The following is an 18,234-nucleotide window of genomic DNA, read 5'->3' as shown; positions in this document are numbered from 1 at the left end:
CCATTTAATAAGCTAAAATAGTTTAATAATTTCAAATAGATAGAAAATTGATTGTTACAAAAAAGTAACATTTGATTCTGTGGGAGATAAAAAAGACCAGCATAAAATGCTGGTCAAAATAGAAAGATTGGAAGGAATTGTTTTCTTTCTTCACCGATAGCCATCGATATTGCTGATGGCTATTAGGCAATTGAAAGAGAGAAGCATGACTGCTTCGTTAAGCAGAAAGCATCAGTGAATCTGCTTTTGCTTCTAGGTTTGTGCCACCCATTAGGTAATCATCGATAGCACGGGCACATTCGCGGCCTTCATTGATACAACGAACCACCAAAGATTGGCCTGTTCGCATATCACCAGCAGCAAATACGCCTTCTTGGTTAGTAGCAAAATCTTGAGTTGCTACGTTACCGCGATCGTCTAGTGCGATATCCAGTTGAGCAAGTACGCCTGTTGGTTCAGGGTGTAGGAAGCCCATCGCTAGAAATGCCATATCACACGGAATCACTCGCTCGCTGCCTTCAACTTCTTTGAAGCCTGGACGCTCGCCTGGTTTCGCATCTTGCCAAACGATATCAGCCAAACGAAGACCAGTAACTTCACCTTTGTCATTGCCGATGAACTCTTTGGTGAGGATGTTCCAGTGACGATCGACACCTTCCTCATGAGATGTCGAAGTACGCAGGATCATTGGATATTGAGGCCAAGGCATATTGGCAGGACGCTTTTCTGGTGGAATCGGCATGATTTCCACTTGAGTTACACTTGCTGCGCCGTGACGGTTTGATGTTCCCACACAGTCTGAACCCGTATCACCACCACCGATAACCACAACATGTTTACCCGCAGCGTGAATTTCTTCCGTTTTCAGGTCCATGTTATTGGCGCGACGGTTGTTTTGACCTAGGAATTCCATCGCGAAGTGAACGCCTTTTAGTTCACGACCCGGAACGGGCAAATCACGTGGAACCGTTGAGCCACCGGTTAGTAGAACCACATCGAACTCTTGACGCAGCTGCTGAGCATTCACATCAACACCAACATGTTGGTTAACTTTGAATTCAATACCCGCTTCTGCCATTAGGTTGATCTTACGATCAATCACATCCATACCCAGTTTGAAATCTGGGATACCAAAACGTAGCAGACCGCCTACTTTCTCGTCTCGCTCGAATACCGTCACAGTATGACCAGCGCTGTTTAGCTGCTCTGCTGCCGCAAGGCCAGCAGGGCCCGAACCGATGATCGCAACGGTTTTGCCAGTTCGAGAGCGTGGTGTTTTTGGTTTGGCGTACCCTTCACGATACGCCGTTTCCACGATGGTTTTCTCGATATTACAGATAGTGATTGGATCTTGGTTGATACCAAGTACACAAGCACTTTCACACGGAGCAGGGCAAACACGACCAGTGAACTCTGGGAAGTTATTGGTTGAGCTTAGAATGTTCCATGCTTCTTCCCAGCTATCACGATAAACCGCGTCGTTAAACTCTGGGATGATGTTACCGATAGGGCAGCCGTTATGACAAAACGGCACACCACAATCCATACAACGAGAAGCTTGAGTATTGATTTTGTCACCAAACTCCTCGTTCAGGACGAACTCTTTGTTGTTCTTAATGCGTTCAGCTGGGTCGATCTTCTGTGGTAGTTCACGACCATGCTCTAAAAATCCAGTAGGCTTACCCATTATACGGCCTCCACTTGAGTTTCGTTTCCTTGAGACTGTGCTTCAGCTTTACGCTTTTGAAGAACCGCTTTGTAGTCACGCGGCATTACCTTAACCATAGAGGCTAGGCTTGCTTCAAAGTTGTCTAGGAAAGACTGAGCGACTTCACTTCCTGTGAATTGAACATGCTTAGTTAGCATGTCGAGTAATAGATCTCTGTCTTCTTGCTCGATTGGATCTAGGTCTACTAGCTCTGGGTTCAGTTTTGACTCAAAGTCACCTGATCTATCCCATACGTAAGCCACGCCGCCACTCATACCAGCGGCAAAGTTACGACCTGTTGAACCAAGGATGATGGCTGCACCGCCAGTCATGTATTCACAACCGTGGTCACCGACGCCTTCTACTACTACTTTCGCGCCTGAGTTACGAACACAGAAACGTTCACCAGCCATACCGCGAATGAAAGACTCACCCGAGGTTGCACCGTAGAAACACACGTTACCAACCACGATGTTGTCTTCCGCGACAATGCTTGATTTTGCATCTGGGTAAAGTACTAAGGTACCGCCAGATAAGCCTTTACCCCAGTAGTCGTTCGCGTCGCCTTCTACTTCGAACTTCACGCCCTTAGTTAGGAATGCGCCGAATGACTGACCCGCAGAACCTTTGAACTTCACGTTCATTGGCTGAGGTAGACCGGCATCTTTGTACACTTTCGAGATTTCGTTCGACAACATGGTACCTGCAGAGCGGTCCGTGTTGACGATAGGGAACTCGGTATTCACCGCTTCGCCTTTCTCTAGTGCAGGGATAGCTGCTTGAATCAGCTTACGGTCTAGCACTTCTTCCAGGTTGTGGTTCTGTTGAGCTTGGTTGAATACACCATCAGCTTCACGTGGTTGCTCAACGTGGAGAACAGGAGACAGATCTAGGTTCTTGTATTTCCAGTGAGAAATGTCTTGGCGAATCTTCAGCTTCTGACCTTGACCGACCATCTCATCGATAGTGCGGAAGCCAAGTTCAGCCATGATTTCACGTAGACCTTGTGCCATGTATTGGAAGAAGGTTACGACGTCTTCTACGCGGCCATCAAAGCGCTCGCGAAGTGTCTTATTTTGAGTCGCGATACCAACAGGACAGGTGTTCTTATGACACTTACGCATCATAATACAACCTTCAACCACCAAGGCTGCGGTTGCCACGCCCCATTCTTCTGCACCGAGTAGTGTTGCCACTGCAAGGTCGCGAGGTGTCTTCATCTGACCATCCGCTTGAACCACGATACGGTTACGTAGACCGTTCTTCAGTAGCGTTTGGTGCGTTTCTGCCAAGCCAAGTTCCCAAGGAAGACCTGTATGGCGGATTGAAGACATTGGTGATGCACCTGTACCGCCGTCGAAACCTGCGATTAGTACAACGTCCGCTTTCGCTTTCGCTACACCAGAAGCGATCGTACCTACGCCTGCTTCTGATACCAGCTTCACGTTTACACGGCCTGCGCGGTTCGCGTTCTTCAAGTCGTAGATAAGCTGAGCCAAATCTTCGATTGAGTAGATATCGTGGTGTGGCGGTGGCGAGATAAGACCAACGCCCGGAGTAGAGTGACGTGTTGCACCGATCCAATCGTCTACTTTATCGCCTGGTAGCTGACCACCTTCACCTGGCTTCGCACCTTGAGCCATTTTGATTTGCAGCTCTTCAGCGTTAGTTAGGTAGTAAGAGGTTACGCCGAAACGACCTGAAGCCACCTGCTTGATTGCAGAGCGTTCCCAATCGCCGTTCTCTTTGCGCTCGAAACGCATTGGGTCTTCACCACCTTCACCAGAGTTCGATTTCGCGCCAAGACGGTTCATCGCAACAGCCAGTGTGGAGTGTGCTTCGTAAGAAATAGAACCGAATGACATAGCACCCGTCGCGAAGCGTTTCACGATGCTGTCAATTGGCTCGACTTCGTCGATAGAGATAGAACCGGCTGGATTCTTAATGAATTCTAGCTGGCTACGCAGAGTTACCGCGTTGTCACCTTGTTTATCTACGGCTGTCGCGTATTGCTTGAACTGATCGTAGTTCTTGTTGCGCGTAGACTCTTGCAGTAGAGAAATAGTCTCTGGGTTGAATAGGTGCTTTTCACCACGCTGTTTCCATTGGTAAACACCACCAACATCCAGCATTTGAATTGGGATTTCGCGTTGTGGGTAACCGATGCGGTGACGGATCAGCACTTCTTTGGCGATATCATCAAGGGTGAGACCTTGGATACGAGAAACCGTACCAGTGAAGTATTTGTCTACCACGGATTTGTGGATGCCCAAGGCTTCGAAGATTTGTGCGCCATGGTACGACTGTAGCGTCGAGATACCCATCTTCGAGAAGATCTTCAGAAGACCGCCATTAATCGCTTTACGGTAGTTGTTGAACAGATCGCGCGGGTTCGCTTCTGGATCCAACTTCTTCGTACGTTGAAGTTCAATGATGGTTTCAATCACTAGGTAAGGGTTAACCGCATTCGCACCGTAACCAAGTAGCGTTGCAAAGTGGTGCGTTTCACGCGCGTCACCAGTTTCAACCACGATGTCACACTTCGCACGTAGACCTTTACGGATCAAGTGGTGGTGCACTGCGCCAACAGCCAGCATTGCTGGGATCGCCGCGTGGTTTGAATTCACTGCGCGGTCAGTGAGTAGGATGATTGAATAACCATCGATAACCGCGTCTTCTGCGTATTGGCAGATACGTTTTAATGCACGCTCAAGTTTGCCTTGATCTTCACTAGCTTGGAATACGATATCCAACGTTTTCGCTTGTAGGTGCTCGTTATCGATCGCACGCAGTTTTTCAAGCTCAGAGTTGGCTAGAACAGGCGATTCCAATTCTACTTTCTGACAGTGAAGTGGTGTTTCAGTCAGAAGGTTTTGGTCTTTACCCAAGTAAGTGTTCAGCGACATAACCATACGCTCACGGATCGGGTCGATCGGTGGGTTAGTTACCTGTGCGAACAGCTGCTTGAAGTAGTTTGAAAGATGTTGAGACTGATGAGATAGAACCGCAAGAGGCCAGTCGGCACCCATTGCTGATAATGGCTCTTTCGCATCATTCGCCATTGGAACGATGATTTCGTTCACTTCTTCAGTGCTTACGCCAAACGCTTGTTGGCGGTGTAGAAGGTGTTCTGGCTTAGGTTGGCTGAACTGGTTGCTCGCATCTGGCAGCTTCTTCAAGCTCAGTAGGTTTTCTTCTACCCACTTCTCGTAAGGCTGTGCCGTTGCGATGGTGTCTTTCACTTCTTCATCAGAGATGATTCGACCTTGTTCTAGGTCTGCAACGAAGATACGACCCGGTTGTAGACGACCACGGAACTCTACGTTCTCTGGTTCAATATCCACAACACCAGATTCAGATGCCATCACTAGGAAGTTATCTTTGGTCACTGTGTAGCGAGAAGGGCGCAAACCGTTACGGTCTAGTGTCGCACCAACTTGAACACCATCAGTAAAACATACTGAAGCAGGACCATCCCATGGCTCCATGATGTTCGCGTGGTACTGATAGAACGCGCGACGTTTAGGATCCATGTTTTTGTTTTCTTGCCATGCTTCCGGGATCATCATCATCAATGCGTGTGGCAGGCTGCGACCAGAAAGAACTAGGAGCTCAAGTGCCATATCGAAGTTAGATGAATCCGAGCTGCCTTCCTGACAGATTGGAAGAAGCATGTCGATTTCAGCCTGAGTAAACAGGTCTGATTCTAGGATTGCTTCACGGGCTTTCATCCAGTTCAAGTTACCGCGAACTGTATTGATTTCACCGTTGTGGGCAATGTAACGGAAAGGCTGTGCAAGACGCCATTTCGGGAAGGTATTGGTAGAGAAACGAGAGTGTACCAGCGCCAGTGCAGTCACCATGGTCGGGTTTTGTAGATCAAGGAAGTACTGAGGTACTTGCTCGGTCGTTAACTGACCTTTGTATACCAATGTCTTGTAAGACATGGAGTTAATGTAGAAGTCGTCACCAATGTTCGAAACGCTTTCTAGGCAAACACGTACAGTATAGTTACGAAGTACGTACAGTTTGCGCTCTAGCTCTTCAGGCGTGATGCCAGGGCCGCCGTAGATAAACACGTGCTCAAATTGAGGCTCTGTGCTTAGAGGGTCGGCACCAATCATGGAGTTGTCGGTTGGTAATACGCGGTAGCCGATAACTTCAAGGTCTAGACGCTGTGCGTTGCGTTCTAGAATGTCACGGCATTGTTCGCGTTTGTATTCGTCTTTCGGGAAAAGAACGACACCAACACCATACTTTTCAAACGAAGGCAGTTTAATGCCTAGCTTAACGGCTTCTTCTAATAGGAATTCATGAGGTTTTTGTAGCAAGATACCCGCACCGTCACCGCTGCATGGGTCACAACCTTGACCACCACGGTGTTCCATGCGAGCCAGCATATCCAATGCTTGAGTCACTACTTCATGAGATTTACGGTTTTTAAGGTGAGCAACAAAACCGATACCACAAGCGTCATGCTCCAGTTCCGGAGTGTACAGACCCTGTGGATTTTGCTCTCTATCTACCATAGATACATCCTTCCAGTTCAATGTCGACGCAAAAGTACCGGGCAGCAAATACTACCTAGACTATTGATTACGTCTTGTCCTTTATATTTATTATCGCCACCGATCTAGGTTGACCGGTCTTGATTCCTTTCCGTATCTCGCAGGAAAAGTTTTGCGAGAAAAACAATCCTTGGTGGTATCCCTTTATTTATTATCACTATCTAGTGATTTATATAGGTAGGAGTGGGATAACACCGACAAATCCCGCAGTGTGCTTTGTAATAAAAGTCACAAAAATAACGGGGTTGTGTAAGTATCCTACAATTTTGTCACTTCAGAATGCAATGAAAAAGTCGGCGTTGTGACCCAATTTTTTCGTTTAATTATGCATTTTTAGTTTAACATTTACGCAACATGAACGATTTTTGTCTTTAATTATGCAAGTTTATTGATTTTGACCTGCATGATGGGTGTTTGAATTGATTAATATTGTGTGTTTTTTCTTGCAGGGATGTAATTTATTTACACAGATCGTAGTGAGATTGATTACGATTTATTGTTGGTGAGAATTTATGCAGTTACATGAGTTGGTCAATACAATCGGCCAAGATCTTCAGCGTCGATACGGTGAAAAGGTTCATAAGTTAACATTGCACGGTGGATTTAGTTGCCCTAACCGCGATGGCACGATTGGGCGGGGAGGATGTACATTTTGCAATGTGGCTTCGTTTGCAGATGAAGAAGTCCAGATAAAAAGCATTCACGAACAGTTAAAAGATCGCGCAGGTGAAATTCACAGAGCGAAGAAGTATCTCGCTTATTTTCAGGCCTACACCAGTACCTATGCAGAAGTACAAGTTCTCAAAAACATGTATGAGGAAGCACTAAAGGCTGCAGACATGGTTGGTCTTTGTGTGGGGACGCGTCCGGATTGCGTCCCTGATGCGGTATTGGATTTACTGTCGGGCTATGTACAGCAAGGTTATGAAATTTGGCTAGAACTAGGTCTTCAAACCGCCAACAACGACACCCTCAAACGTATCAATCGTGGTCATGACTTTGAGTGTTATGCCGAAATCACTAAGCGTGCTCGAACACTCGGAATCAAGGTTTGTACTCACTTAATTGTGGGTTTACCCAAAGAAACCCGCGCCGAAAATATTGAAACGCTGCAAAAAGTGTTGGCCGTGGGAACGGATGGCATCAAGTTACATGGCTTGCATATTGTCGAAGGTAGCACCATGGCGAAAGCTTGGCGTGCTGGAAAGCTAGAAGCCCCTGAATTAGAAGAATATGTTGCGATCGCCAGAGAAATGATTCGTATGACACCACCAGATGTGATTTATCATCGCGTTTCATCAGCAGCCAGGAGGCCCACGTTATTATCGCCTCTGTGGTGTGAAAACCGTTGGCTAGCGATGACGGAAATTGGTCGAGATCTCAGTGCTCATGGTGCTCAAGGGAGCCTTACGGGGAATGCCTTTATCTATACTAAACCGGAATTAATAGCAGATCGCTCAATAAATAACTGATATATTTTAACCAGTGTTCTTTGAAGGTTTAAACGATGGATCAGTTACTCAATTGGCTTTGGGGTGGTCAAGGCGGTTATGGCTATGTCGTCTTGTTGTTAATCGCAGGCGTGTGCGCGTTAGCACTGATCTATTTGCACTTTCAGACATCACTTAAGCAACTAGTAACGGATTCTCCCTATCCAGTCATAGTGGTGGACACTAGCCATGCTCAGCTCTTGCTATCTAACCAGGCTGCGATGCAGTTGTTAGGCATTCGCTCTTTGGGAACGGGGTATTTGTATCCTGCTTTATTCGATATTCATGAGCTTGAGCAGTTTCTCGATCGCTTCTCTAGTCGTCATTTTCGTCAGCAGGCTTTTGACTGGCGACTATCTGATAGTGAATCTATTAAAGTGGAGCTGTCAGGCAGAAAGAGTTTATTGCGCAATCATCGAGTTTGGATTCTTTATGCTCAGCCATATCAAGCCACTCACCAAGAGCAGCAACAAGAACTTGCCCAATTAATCATCGCACGTTCGGCATTAGACTCACTTTCAGAGCTGATTTGTACCCAAGACCGCCAAGGCAATCTATTAACGACCAATCGAGCATTTGATCAATTCTGGCAAGGGCGAAGGGAAGAAGCTTGCGCATCCAAGGCCTTGGGTGAGATGACCAGAAAAAGCGAACGTAAATGGACAACGGATCCACAAGGTCGAAGTTGCTTATTGGAAGTCAATCAAAACTCTCTTGTTTCGCCGAGTGGTGAGCTTATCGGTACGCTGTCTATTAGTCATGACGTGACTGAATGGCACAAGATGCAACAGAATCTGCGAGATGAAATGGAGCGTCGCAAAGATACAGAGGTGGCGCTAGCGCAAAGAGATACTATCTTACAAACGATTCTGGATGCCAGTCCGGACTCTATTGGTATTTTCAATGAGAACATGGTCTATCAAGCGTGTAATCAGCCTTTTGTTAAGGCGTTAGGCATTTCAAAAATTTCTGATTTGATAGGTAAGCGCCTCCAAGACGTGATTCCTAAAGAGATGTACGCGCGCTTAGCAGACAGTGACTTAGAAGCATTACGCCAGTTAGAGCCAGTTCGATACATAGATAAAGTCGTGAGTAGTGATGGTAAAAGTACGTGGTTTGATGTGGTGAAATCGCCTTTTAAAGATAAAGCATCAGGAACGAATGGTGTGCTGATCATGGCGCGTGATATTTCTGAGCGTTATCTTGCAGAACAAAAGTTGGAAAAAGCCAACCTAGAGTTAGAAAAATTGAGCTTTATGGATAGCTTAACTCAAGTATCGAACCGACGCCGTTTCGACGAACAACTGCAGGTATTGTGGTACCACCACGCTCGAGAAAAGCTGCCGCTCACCATCATGTTATGTGACATCGACTTTTTCAAAGATTACAACGACTGTTACGGTCACCAACAAGGTGATGAAGCGTTAGTCAGTGTCGCTACCGTGTTTACACAAGTCATCAATCGTTCTTCGGATTGTGTTGCGCGTTATGGTGGCGAGGAGTTTGGTTTTATCTTGCCGAATACCACCACGGAAGGTGCGCGCAACGTAGCACAGCGTATTCATGAGAAAATTCTACAGCTTGATATGGAACACGACAGTTCAGAAGCATCTGAACGCCTTACCGTCAGTATCGGTCTGGTCTCTTACATTCCTCAGCATGGTGATGAACCCGAAATGGGCATCGCTATGGCTGACAGTGCGTTATACCAAGCTAAAGCTGATGGACGTAATCGCACCTGTATTCACCCCAGTTCTTGCTAACGCTTTGTGACCGCTTGCTCTAAGTTGATAGCTGATTGTTTAAATCACCGTATTAAACACGTTAAACTTACAGAAGCCTGTGCGCTCGTTGGTTTATCTTTCTATCTCGTGTCACAAGCGCAGATCGCACCGTGTGTTTTTCACTAATCAAACAGACCTAAATTGCGTTAGGTCGAGTGCATTTACCTGTTTTTCATCATCGAATGGCGCTATCTAGCCACCACCATGGAGTAGTTAATGAAACCCATGAAAAACCTCGCCCAGTATTATGTCGACTTGCTAGTCAAACTGGGGATTGTTCGCTTCTCTATTTTGCTAGCCCTTGCGCTGGTGGCATTAGCTGTTGTGGTGCAGGTAGGGATTACTTTAGCTCTCAAAGGGCGAGTAGATGATATCGATATTGTCCGTTCGGTGTTTTTTGGTCTATTGATCACCCCTTGGGCGGTTTACTTCCTCTCTGTGGTTGTCGATCAACTAGAAGAGTCTCGCCAGCGTTTAACTAAGCTGGTGTCCAAACTGAAGGACATGCGTTCGCGAGATCAAGAGCTGAATTACCAACTTCAACAAAACATTGAAAAGCTTAACCAAGAAATTGAAGAGCGTATTAAAGCGGAAGAAGCACGTGAAGAGGCGATGCAAGACCTCGAAAATGAGGTGTTCCAACGCGAACGTACTCAATTAGAGTTGGCAGAACGTACCGCATTACTGCGTTCATTTATTGATGCCTCACCAGACTTAATTTACTACCGCAATGCGGATGGTGTTTTCTCTGGCTGTAACCGCGCGATGGAAGAGCTAACGGGCAAGAAAGAGCACCAGTTAGTCGGATTAAGCCCTTGGGATGTGTATAGCAAAGAAATCGCCGAGCATATCGTTGATACTGACCAAAAGGTTTTTGCCGATAATCAAGCGATTACTTACGAGCAATGGCTCGAATACCCAGATGGTCGCAAGCATTACTTTGAGCTGCGTAAAGTGCCATTTTACAGCAAAGATGGCCGCCACCTTGGTCTCGTTGGGTTCGGTCGTGATATCACTGAACGTAAGCGCCATGAAGAGTCGTTAGAGAAAGCAAGCCGCGACAAAACTACCTTCATCTCAACCATCAGTCATGAGCTGCGAACGCCGCTGAATGGCATTGTAGGCTTAAGTCGTATGCTTCTAGATAGTCCGTTGACAGAAGAGCAGCGTAAACACATGCAGACCATCAATGTGAGTGCGATTACTCTAGGTAACATCTTCAACGATATTATCGATATGGATAAATTTGATCGCCGTAAGTTAGAACTATTACCTGCGCCACTTAACTTCGAAGACTTCGTCGCAGAGATTGAGAGTATCTCAGCTCTGATGGCGGAACAAAAAGGGTTACGCTTTGACTTAGAACGTTTAAGCGACTTGCCAAAAGCAATTGAAGTGGATGCAACCCGTCTACGTCAGGTGATTTGGAACTTGGTCAGCAACGCAATGAAGTTCACCAAGGAAGGTGGCGTTGTGATGACAGTGAGCGCGGATGTCGAAGACGATTTTGCGACCATTATTATGGAAGTGGAAGACACAGGTATTGGTATCCCAGACGAAGAGCTAGATAAGATCTTTGCGATGTACTACCAAGTGAAATCAGGCAAGGACAACCTGCATGCGGTCGGTACAGGTATTGGTTTGGCGGTATCTAAGCAACTGATCAATATGATGGATGGTGACATTACGGTTACCAGTGAGGAAGGCTTTGGTAGCACTTTTACTGTATCGATCCACGTTCCGATTGTTGAACTAGCTGAGCCAGTCATTGATGCGAAACGCGACAATGTGCGCCTCAACATATTTATGGTCGAAGACATCGAGCTTAACGTAACTGTGGCTAAATCGTTACTAGAGAGCCTAGGGCACTCTGTCACCGTGGCAATGACGGGCCAAGAAGCGTTAGTGAACTTTGTGCCAGAAAAATACGACTTAGCGTTGTTGGATATCCAACTGCCTGATATGACGGGCTTTGATGTCGCCAATTATTACCGCAAGCATTATAACAATCTTCCTCCATTGGTCGCCTTAACTGCTAATGTAATGAAAGATCGTCGTGAATACTTAGATAACGGCATGGATGATGCGATCAGTAAGCCGCTGGCAGTGAATGCTATTCAGTCAGTGATTGATAAATTCTTCGCTCACCAGTTAGAACAACCTAAGGAAGTGGTGAGCGGTCCCGAAACAGTGGAAGAGCCAGTGCCTTCTCCTGTGATTGAGACACATTTGCTCGATATGGATATGTTAGAGTCTTACGTCGACATTGTTGGTGCAAAACCTGTCTACGACAGCATAAAAATGTTTGAAGATATGATGCCAGACTATATCGATGTCTTAGATTCGAACATGACAGCGAAAGATCAAGATGGGATTGTTTCTGAAGCGCATAAAATCAAAGGTGCTGCAGGTTCAATTGGCCTGAAACGTATCCAAAGTGTGGCGCAAAAAGCGCAATCGCCCGATATGCCAGCATGGTGGGAAAACATTTCAGACTGGGTTGAAGAGATCAAAAATGAATACCAAAACGATATTCAAGTCCTCAAAAGTTGGTTGGAACAAAGGAAATAACATGAAAAGAATCGCACCATTGGCATTAGCCATGGCATTGATGGCAGGCTGTAGTTCCGTTCCAAATGTGAATTGGCAACAAAACAGTCAGATTACGATTAATGAGGTTAATGTTGAGCTCAAAAGTAATTTATGGGTGAACCTCATGCCGAATATTGGGGACGTGGAAGAGCAAAGTATTCAAGGTGCACTTTACCTCGAAGGAGATCAGTTACTTCCTGCAAATCTAACGGCAGAAGCTCTTATTATTAAACAGGGGCAAAAAGAGTGGTTGGTGGACAGTGCGTCTTTAGATACTCGAACGCACAGTGAAAGCCGATGGGAGGTGGCGTTCTCGTCTCACATTGATGTGAACACAGAAAAATCGGTTGATATCGCAGTGCTTCTAGACGATGCGGGTAAACAGCGTTGGTTAGTCGAAAAGTACGTGAAGATTAACAAGGTTTATTAACCGCAATGATGTTGCATTAGTCGTTAGACCTAAAACAAAAAGGGCTTGCTCAATGAGCAAGCCCTTTGCATATTAGCGGTTAAATCTAGTCTTCTAGATCGCCACAGAAGCGGTAACCTTCGCCGTGGATAGTGGCGATGATTTCTGGCGTACCTGAAACAGACTCAAAGTGCTTACGGATACGACGAATCGTTACGTCTACAGTACGGTCGTGTGGCTTAAGTTCACGACCAGTCATCTTCTTAAGAAGATCTGCACGAGTTTGAATCTTACCCGGGTTCTCACAGAAGTGCAGTAATGCGCGGAACTCAGAGCGAGGTAGCTTGTAGCTATCACCAGCAGGGCTTACTAGAGAGCGGCTGTTGATGTCTAGTACCCAACCGTTGAATTCATACTTTTCTACCGAGCGCTTCTCTTCTTGCACCGCGTTAGAGCTCATTGAGCGACTAAGTAGGTTACGTGCACGAATAGTTAGTTCACGTGGGTTGAATGGTTTAGTGATGTAGTCATCTGCACCAATCTCAAGACCTAGGATCTTGTCTACTTCATTGTCACGGCCTGTCAGGAACATTAAAGCAATGTTCGCTTGCTCGCGTAATTCACGCGCTAGTAGAAGGCCATTCTTGCCTGGAAGATTAATGTCCATAATAACCAAGTTGACTGAGTTATCAGACAACACTTGGTGCATCTCTTCACCGTCACTGGCTTCAAAAACAGCGTATCCCTCTGCTTCAAAAATACTCTTAAGAGTGTTACGAGTTACTTGCTCATCTTCAACGATAAGAATCTGCGGGGTTTGCATTGGCGGTACCTAAATTTGTGACAAAATTGTGCTAATAGAATAAATTCTAGGCAAAAATATAACATACAGGTAATGTGATTTTGATAATAAATCAAGTTGATCAAAAAAACACTTCTTTCAGTTATCCGCCCTCCATGGAATTTTGCCAACTCACCAGTATCCAATGGCGACGTTTATTCTAAAGGGCTTGTTTACCTTTCATTTCCTGCTTTCAGTGGGGCCTGAAACGTAAACACCCTAAGATATTGAGCGGATTTTATATTGTTAACAGCATGCTAACAATGCTCAAATGTTAATTCCATTCAGTTTGTTGATTTATATCAATTGATGAAATGTAACTGTTATTAATCGTTTAAGACTTATGATAGAAAAAAGTAATAAGAACATAGACGCATCGTTATGGAATGCTTATTCAGAATCTTTTTTCAGATTCGAAGCCGAGTGGCGTGTTTCAAACTATGCTGTGATAACCGCTTGGAACCCATACAGTAACTTGAGGTCCAAAGAAGAGAACAGCATAAACAATCACGCGTTAGAAAAACAGCTACAGCACGTTAATTACGCGCCTGTCACGGTAGGTGATAGCGCTTTTACATGGTATGAGGAAAGCTTTGCCGTCGAGTTGTCGCCAGAGGTAGCCGTTGAATTGGCGAGTGACTTTCAACAAAACGCGATTTATTACGTCATTAATGACCAACTTTATCTTATTGCGTGCTCGCAGCCGAAAGTTTTTCATACGTTAGGCTCCATTAAACCTCGGCTCGTATAGAAGGTATAGAAAAGGATACTGCTCACTGAAGCACCGCTTGGGTGAGAAAATTCACGGAGGAAATATGAGAGACATTACACCCGATATTTGTGACCAATTTGAAGACCAAGTGAGCTTGCTTACTTTACCATTGCAGAACTTTGGTCAACGTAGCGCTTTTTACGGTGAAATCGTTACGGTGCGCTGCTATCACGATAACTCGAAAGTGCGTGAAGTACTGGGCGAAGATGGAACGGGTAAAGTATTGATTGTTGACGGACATGGATCGTGTCAGAGAGCATTACTCGGCGATCAATTAGCGATACTCGGAATAGAAAATGGGTGGGAAGGTATCATTGTCTATGGTGCAATACGCGACGTAGCACAAATATCTCAAATGGACATTGGCGTTCAAGCTCTTGGAACTAACCCGTTTAAAACAGAGAAACGCGGGATAGGAGAGGTAAACGTAACCTTAACGATGCAAAACCAAATCGTTCAACCTAAGCACTACGTTTACGCGGACTGGAACGGTGTGTTGATTTCTAAGCAAAAGCTGGACTTCTAAAAACGAAAGCCTAAACCAACCTCAAAGCCTTGTTGCCAATCTTGGTAATCAAGAGTCGCGTGAAGATCCAGTTTATCGGTAATTTTTACGCGACTTGATACTTCAGCCGCGAGGCTACTGTCGTCTTGGCGAATACCTTCCGCTGTTTCCTTCTTGTAAGAGCGAACTGTACTTTTCAGCGTGACACGATCATTAAAGTGATAGCTGATCCCACTCAAAAAACCACTTTGATTTTTGGTAGGAGAGTTATTGACTCGCGCACCGACATAAACGTCTACCGAATCAAAAAGTTCGTAAGCGTAACCCGTATCGATATTCCAAACATCAAAACTGTCAGACTGATAACTGTCGCTGGAAATGAATAGTTTATGAGGAGAAGGGGATGTTTTACCTGGAAGCGGCGGAAGCTCGTTTGCTAGACAAACACCAGGCACAAAAAACAGCAACAGAAAAAGCCCTCTTTTCATGTTCACCACTCCTTGTGTCAACTTTTTTATTAGTATGCGCCCAAAGCTTCTCACTATTAAAGCATAGAATATGAAAGCTAGCTCACCTATTTTCTAAATAATTCGATCCTATGAACATAAGTCACAGTTAAGTTGTTGTTATGTGTCACAACCCTCTCGAATTATTTGATCGTACGTTTTATGGCAAAGATCAGACTAGTTATTAGATAAAAAACCGAACTGGTGATGATGGTTAAGTCCTTTACAAAAACTAACTGTAGATTTTTAAATGATCAATAATGTGTAATTAACTATAAATATCAATGACATTGCTTAGCAGAATTCTCTGAAAGATGGAAAAACAAACAATTTTTTGTTGACTATGTATCAGAAACTCGGTAAACGTAGAGTTAAGCAAACACAATTAACGTTGAATATTTATTTATGCCATCTAACAGCCTAGTAGTAATGACCACGACCATTATTATTACCGACACGACACATGTTGGGGCAGGCTGCTGAGCGAAAGAAATTCACAAAAAAGGCCTGTATCCAACAAGATACAGGCCTTTTTTTATGCTTTTTTATCCAGAATTTAGACAAATTTAAGAAGATATACCGGAGGAAGGGATGCGAGTATTGAAGTTTGGCGGATCATCACTAGCTGATGCAGATCGCTTTTTGAGAGCGGCAGACATTATTGCCAATAACGCTCAACAAGAAGAAGTGGCGGTTGTTCTTTCCGCTCCTGGTAAAACAACAAACAAATTGGTTGCGGTCATTGAAGGCGCATTGCGCAATGGTGAAGCAGAACTACAAATCAAAGAGTTGGAGGAGTCGTTTAAAACGCTCTTCACTCAAGTCCAAGCAGTACTACCCAATATCGATGGTTCAGCTTTCGATAACCAAGTGAAAACTTCTCTCTCTCAATTACGCCAATTCGTTCATGGCATCAATCTTCTTGGCATGTGCCCAAACAATGTTAATGCACGTATTATTAGCAAAGGCGAACGCGTTTCGATTCAATTGATGAAAGCGGTGTTAGAAGCCAAAGGCCAGCCTGCACATCTTATCGACCCAGTTGAATACCTATACGCAAAAGGTGATCACCTTGAAGCCATGGTCGATGTAGATGTTTCAACGCAAAACTTCCGCCAAAACTCTCTTCCTCTGGGCCATGTGAATATCATGCCTGGCTTTACCGCAGGTAACGAGAAAGGTGAATTGGTAACACTTGGTCGCAATGGCTCTGATTATTCGGCGGCGGTTCTTGCGGCGTGTCTGCGCGCAGATTGCTGTGAGATCTGGACAGACGTAGATGGTGTGTACAACTGTGACCCTCGCTTAGTCGAAGATGCTCGCCTACTTAAATCTCTTAGCTATCAAGAAGCGATGGAGCTTTCTTACTTCGGTGCTTCCGTTCTGCACCCGAAAACCATCGCCCCAATCGCACAGTTCCACATCCCATGTCTGATCAAAAACAGCTTTAACCCACAAGGTGCAGGAACTTTGATTGGGCAAGACACTGGTGAAGACAATCTGGCGATCAAAGGTATCACGACGCTAAACGACCTAACTATGGTTAACGTCTCCGGCCCAGGTATGAAGGGTATGGTTGGCATGGCAAGCCGCGTATTTGGCGCAATGTCTTCCGCTGGTGTGTCTATTGTTCTTATTACTCAGTCTTCTTCTGAGTACAGCATTAGCTTCTGTATTGAGGCAGAAGATAAAGCAAAAGCGCAACAAGTACTGGCCGATGCGTTTGAGTTGGAACTGAAAGATAGCTTATTAGAGCCGGTCGAGTTTATTGATAATGTTTCAATCATAACGTTGGTTGGTGACGGCATGCGTACATCGCGCGGTGTTGCATCTCGCTTCTTCTCATCTCTTGCTGAAGTGAACGTAAACATTGTAGCCATCGCACAGGGCTCATCTGAGCGTGCTATCTCAGCCGTGATTCCTGAAGATAAAATCTCTGAAGCGATCAAAGCGTGTCACGAAAACCTATTCAACTCTAAGCACTTCTTAGACGTATTCGTGGTTGGTATTGGTGGCGTTGGTGGTGAGCTGGTGGATCAGATCGAGCGTCAACAGGCGAAGCTTGCGGAAAAAGGCATCGTTATTCGCGTGTGTGGCTTGGCAAACAGCAAAGGTCTTCTGCTTGATAGTGAAGGTCTGCCACTCGATCATTGGCGTGATCGTATGTCGGCAGCGACAGAAGAGTTCAGCCTAGCGCGTTTGATTTCTTTGGTTCAACGTAACCACATCATCAACCCAGTATTGGTTGACTGTACATCAAGTGAAGATATTGCGAATCAATACGCTGATTTCCTAGCTGCTGGTTTCCATGTCGTTACACCAAATAAAAAAGCAAATACAGCAAGCATGGCTTACTACCATCAGCTTCGCGATGTTGCGCGCAGCTCTCGTCGCAAGCTGATGTACGAAACAACTGTGGGGGCGGGTCTACCGGTAATCGAAAACCTGCAAAACCTAATCTCAGCGGGTGATGAGCTAGAGCGCTTCAGCGGTATTCTTTCTGGCTCTCTGTCATACATCTTCGGTAAGTTAGATGAAGGTATGAGCCTAAGTGAAGCAACTAATATCGCAAAAGAAAATGGTTTTACTGAACCGGATCCTCGTGATGACCTTTCTGGTATGGATGTCGCGCGTAAGCTTCTGATCCTAGCTCGTGAAGCAGGCATGTCTCTAGAACTAGAAGACGTTGTGGTTGATCAAGCACTGCCACCAGGTTTTGATGATTCTGGTAGCGTTGATGAATTTATGGCGCGTTTACCTGAAGCAGACGCCTACTTTAAAGAATTATCTGCAAAGGCAGCGGAAGAAGGCAAAGTACTGCGCTACGTTGGTGAGATTAATGAGGGCAAGTGCACAGTAAGCATCGCTGCGGTGGATGAAAACGATCCAATGTATAAAATCAAGGACGGTGAAAACGCACTGGCATTTTACAGCCGTTACTATCAGCCAATCCCACTAGTGTTACGTGGCTATGGTGCAGGCACCGAAGTAACGGCTGCGGGTGTATTTTCTGACGTGATGCGTACTTTAGGTTGGAAACTAGGGGTATAACAATAATG

The 18,234-nt window shown here is 45.4% G+C and carries 12 protein-coding genes and 1 other annotated feature; of the genes, 8 read left to right on the top strand and 4 right to left on the bottom strand.

Annotated features, from left to right (window positions below):
• Nucleotides 1-217: 217 nt before the first annotated feature.
• Together R7P72_RS16630 and gltB are read right to left on the bottom strand one after the other, a co-directional pair.
• Nucleotides 218-1,687 (bottom strand): glutamate synthase subunit beta, encoded by a 1,470-nt coding sequence (locus R7P72_RS16630; RefSeq protein ID WP_005381831.1) that lies wholly within the window; start codon nucleotides 1,685-1,687, stop codon nucleotides 218-220.
• Nucleotides 1,687-6,237, bottom strand: coding sequence for a glutamate synthase large subunit (gltB, locus tag R7P72_RS16625; protein WP_318110728.1), 4,551 nt, complete (start codon nucleotides 6,235-6,237; stop codon nucleotides 1,687-1,689). The genes R7P72_RS16630 and gltB overlap by 1 nt, the downstream gene beginning before the upstream one ends.
• 551 nt (nucleotides 6,238-6,788) lie before the next feature.
• On the opposite strand from gltB, the gene R7P72_RS16620 reads away from it, so the two are divergent.
• The 4 genes from R7P72_RS16620 to R7P72_RS16605 all read left to right on the top strand — a co-directional run bounded on the left by R7P72_RS16620 (nucleotide 6,789) and on the right by R7P72_RS16605 (nucleotide 12,572).
• A complete protein-coding gene (locus R7P72_RS16620; protein ID WP_318110727.1) occupies nucleotides 6,789-7,748 on the top strand; it encodes a TIGR01212 family radical SAM protein in 960 nt (319 codons plus the stop codon).
• A 35-nt stretch (nucleotides 7,749-7,783) separates the two neighbouring features.
• A complete protein-coding gene (locus R7P72_RS16615; protein WP_005381828.1) occupies nucleotides 7,784-9,529 on the top strand; it encodes a GGDEF domain-containing protein in 1,746 nt (581 codons plus the stop codon).
• 237 nt (nucleotides 9,530-9,766) lie between these two features.
• Entirely contained in the window at nucleotides 9,767-12,121 is a 2,355-nt protein-coding gene (gene arcB, locus R7P72_RS16610) for an aerobic respiration two-component sensor histidine kinase ArcB (RefSeq protein ID WP_005381826.1), read from the top strand.
• A 1-nt stretch (nucleotide 12,122) separates the two neighbouring features.
• The gene (locus R7P72_RS16605; protein ID WP_005381825.1) at nucleotides 12,123-12,572 is read left to right on the top strand and encodes a hypothetical protein; all 450 of its coding nucleotides are present in this window, start codon (nucleotides 12,123-12,125) and stop codon (nucleotides 12,570-12,572) included.
• Nucleotides 12,573-12,657: 85 nt separating this feature from the next.
• Here R7P72_RS16605 and arcA read toward each other — a convergent pair whose 3' ends face one another.
• Nucleotides 12,658-13,374, bottom strand: coding sequence for a two-component system response regulator ArcA (arcA, locus tag R7P72_RS16600; RefSeq protein WP_005381824.1), 717 nt, complete (start codon nucleotides 13,372-13,374; stop codon nucleotides 12,658-12,660).
• A 361-nt stretch (nucleotides 13,375-13,735) separates the two neighbouring features.
• Here arcA and R7P72_RS16595 point away from each other — a divergent pair, with 361 nt between their 5' ends.
• Nucleotides 13,736-14,143 (top strand): DUF3293 domain-containing protein, encoded by a 408-nt coding sequence (locus R7P72_RS16595; protein WP_005381823.1) that lies wholly within the window; start codon nucleotides 13,736-13,738, stop codon nucleotides 14,141-14,143.
• Between the two features lie 64 nt (nucleotides 14,144-14,207).
• Nucleotides 14,208-14,690 carry a putative 4-hydroxy-4-methyl-2-oxoglutarate aldolase gene (locus R7P72_RS16590; protein WP_005381822.1) on the top strand — a complete coding sequence of 161 codons (483 nt, stop codon included), beginning with the start codon at nucleotides 14,208-14,210 and terminating at the stop codon, nucleotides 14,688-14,690.
• Here R7P72_RS16590 and R7P72_RS16585 read toward each other — a convergent pair.
• On the bottom strand, nucleotides 14,687-15,157 hold the full coding sequence (locus R7P72_RS16585; protein ID WP_213907308.1) for a ribonuclease regulator: 471 nt from the start codon (nucleotides 15,155-15,157) through the stop codon (nucleotides 14,687-14,689). The two genes, R7P72_RS16590 and R7P72_RS16585, sit on opposite strands and share 4 nt — an antisense overlap.
• Before the next feature lie 423 nt (nucleotides 15,158-15,580).
• On the opposite strand from R7P72_RS16585, the gene thrL reads away from it, so the two are divergent.
• Nucleotides 15,581-15,658: a thr operon leader peptide gene (gene thrL, locus R7P72_RS16580; RefSeq protein ID WP_074192076.1), complete on the top strand. Its 78-nt coding sequence runs from the start codon at nucleotides 15,581-15,583 to the stop codon at nucleotides 15,656-15,658.
• Nucleotides 15,594-15,713: a sequence feature (Thr leader region), on the top strand. Its footprint overlaps the gene before it by 65 nt.
• A gap of 53 nt (nucleotides 15,714-15,766) precedes the next feature.
• Entirely contained in the window at nucleotides 15,767-18,226 is a 2,460-nt protein-coding gene (thrA, locus tag R7P72_RS16575; protein WP_213907309.1) for a bifunctional aspartate kinase/homoserine dehydrogenase I, read from the top strand.
• The last annotated feature ends 8 nt before the right edge of the window (nucleotides 18,227-18,234 follow it).

The organism is Vibrio sp. Vb0888 (assembly GCF_033338835.1).
Classification (GTDB): Bacteria; Pseudomonadota; Gammaproteobacteria; order Enterobacterales; family Vibrionaceae; genus Vibrio; species Vibrio alginolyticus.
This window is presented reverse-complemented; position numbering and strand designations above follow the sequence as displayed.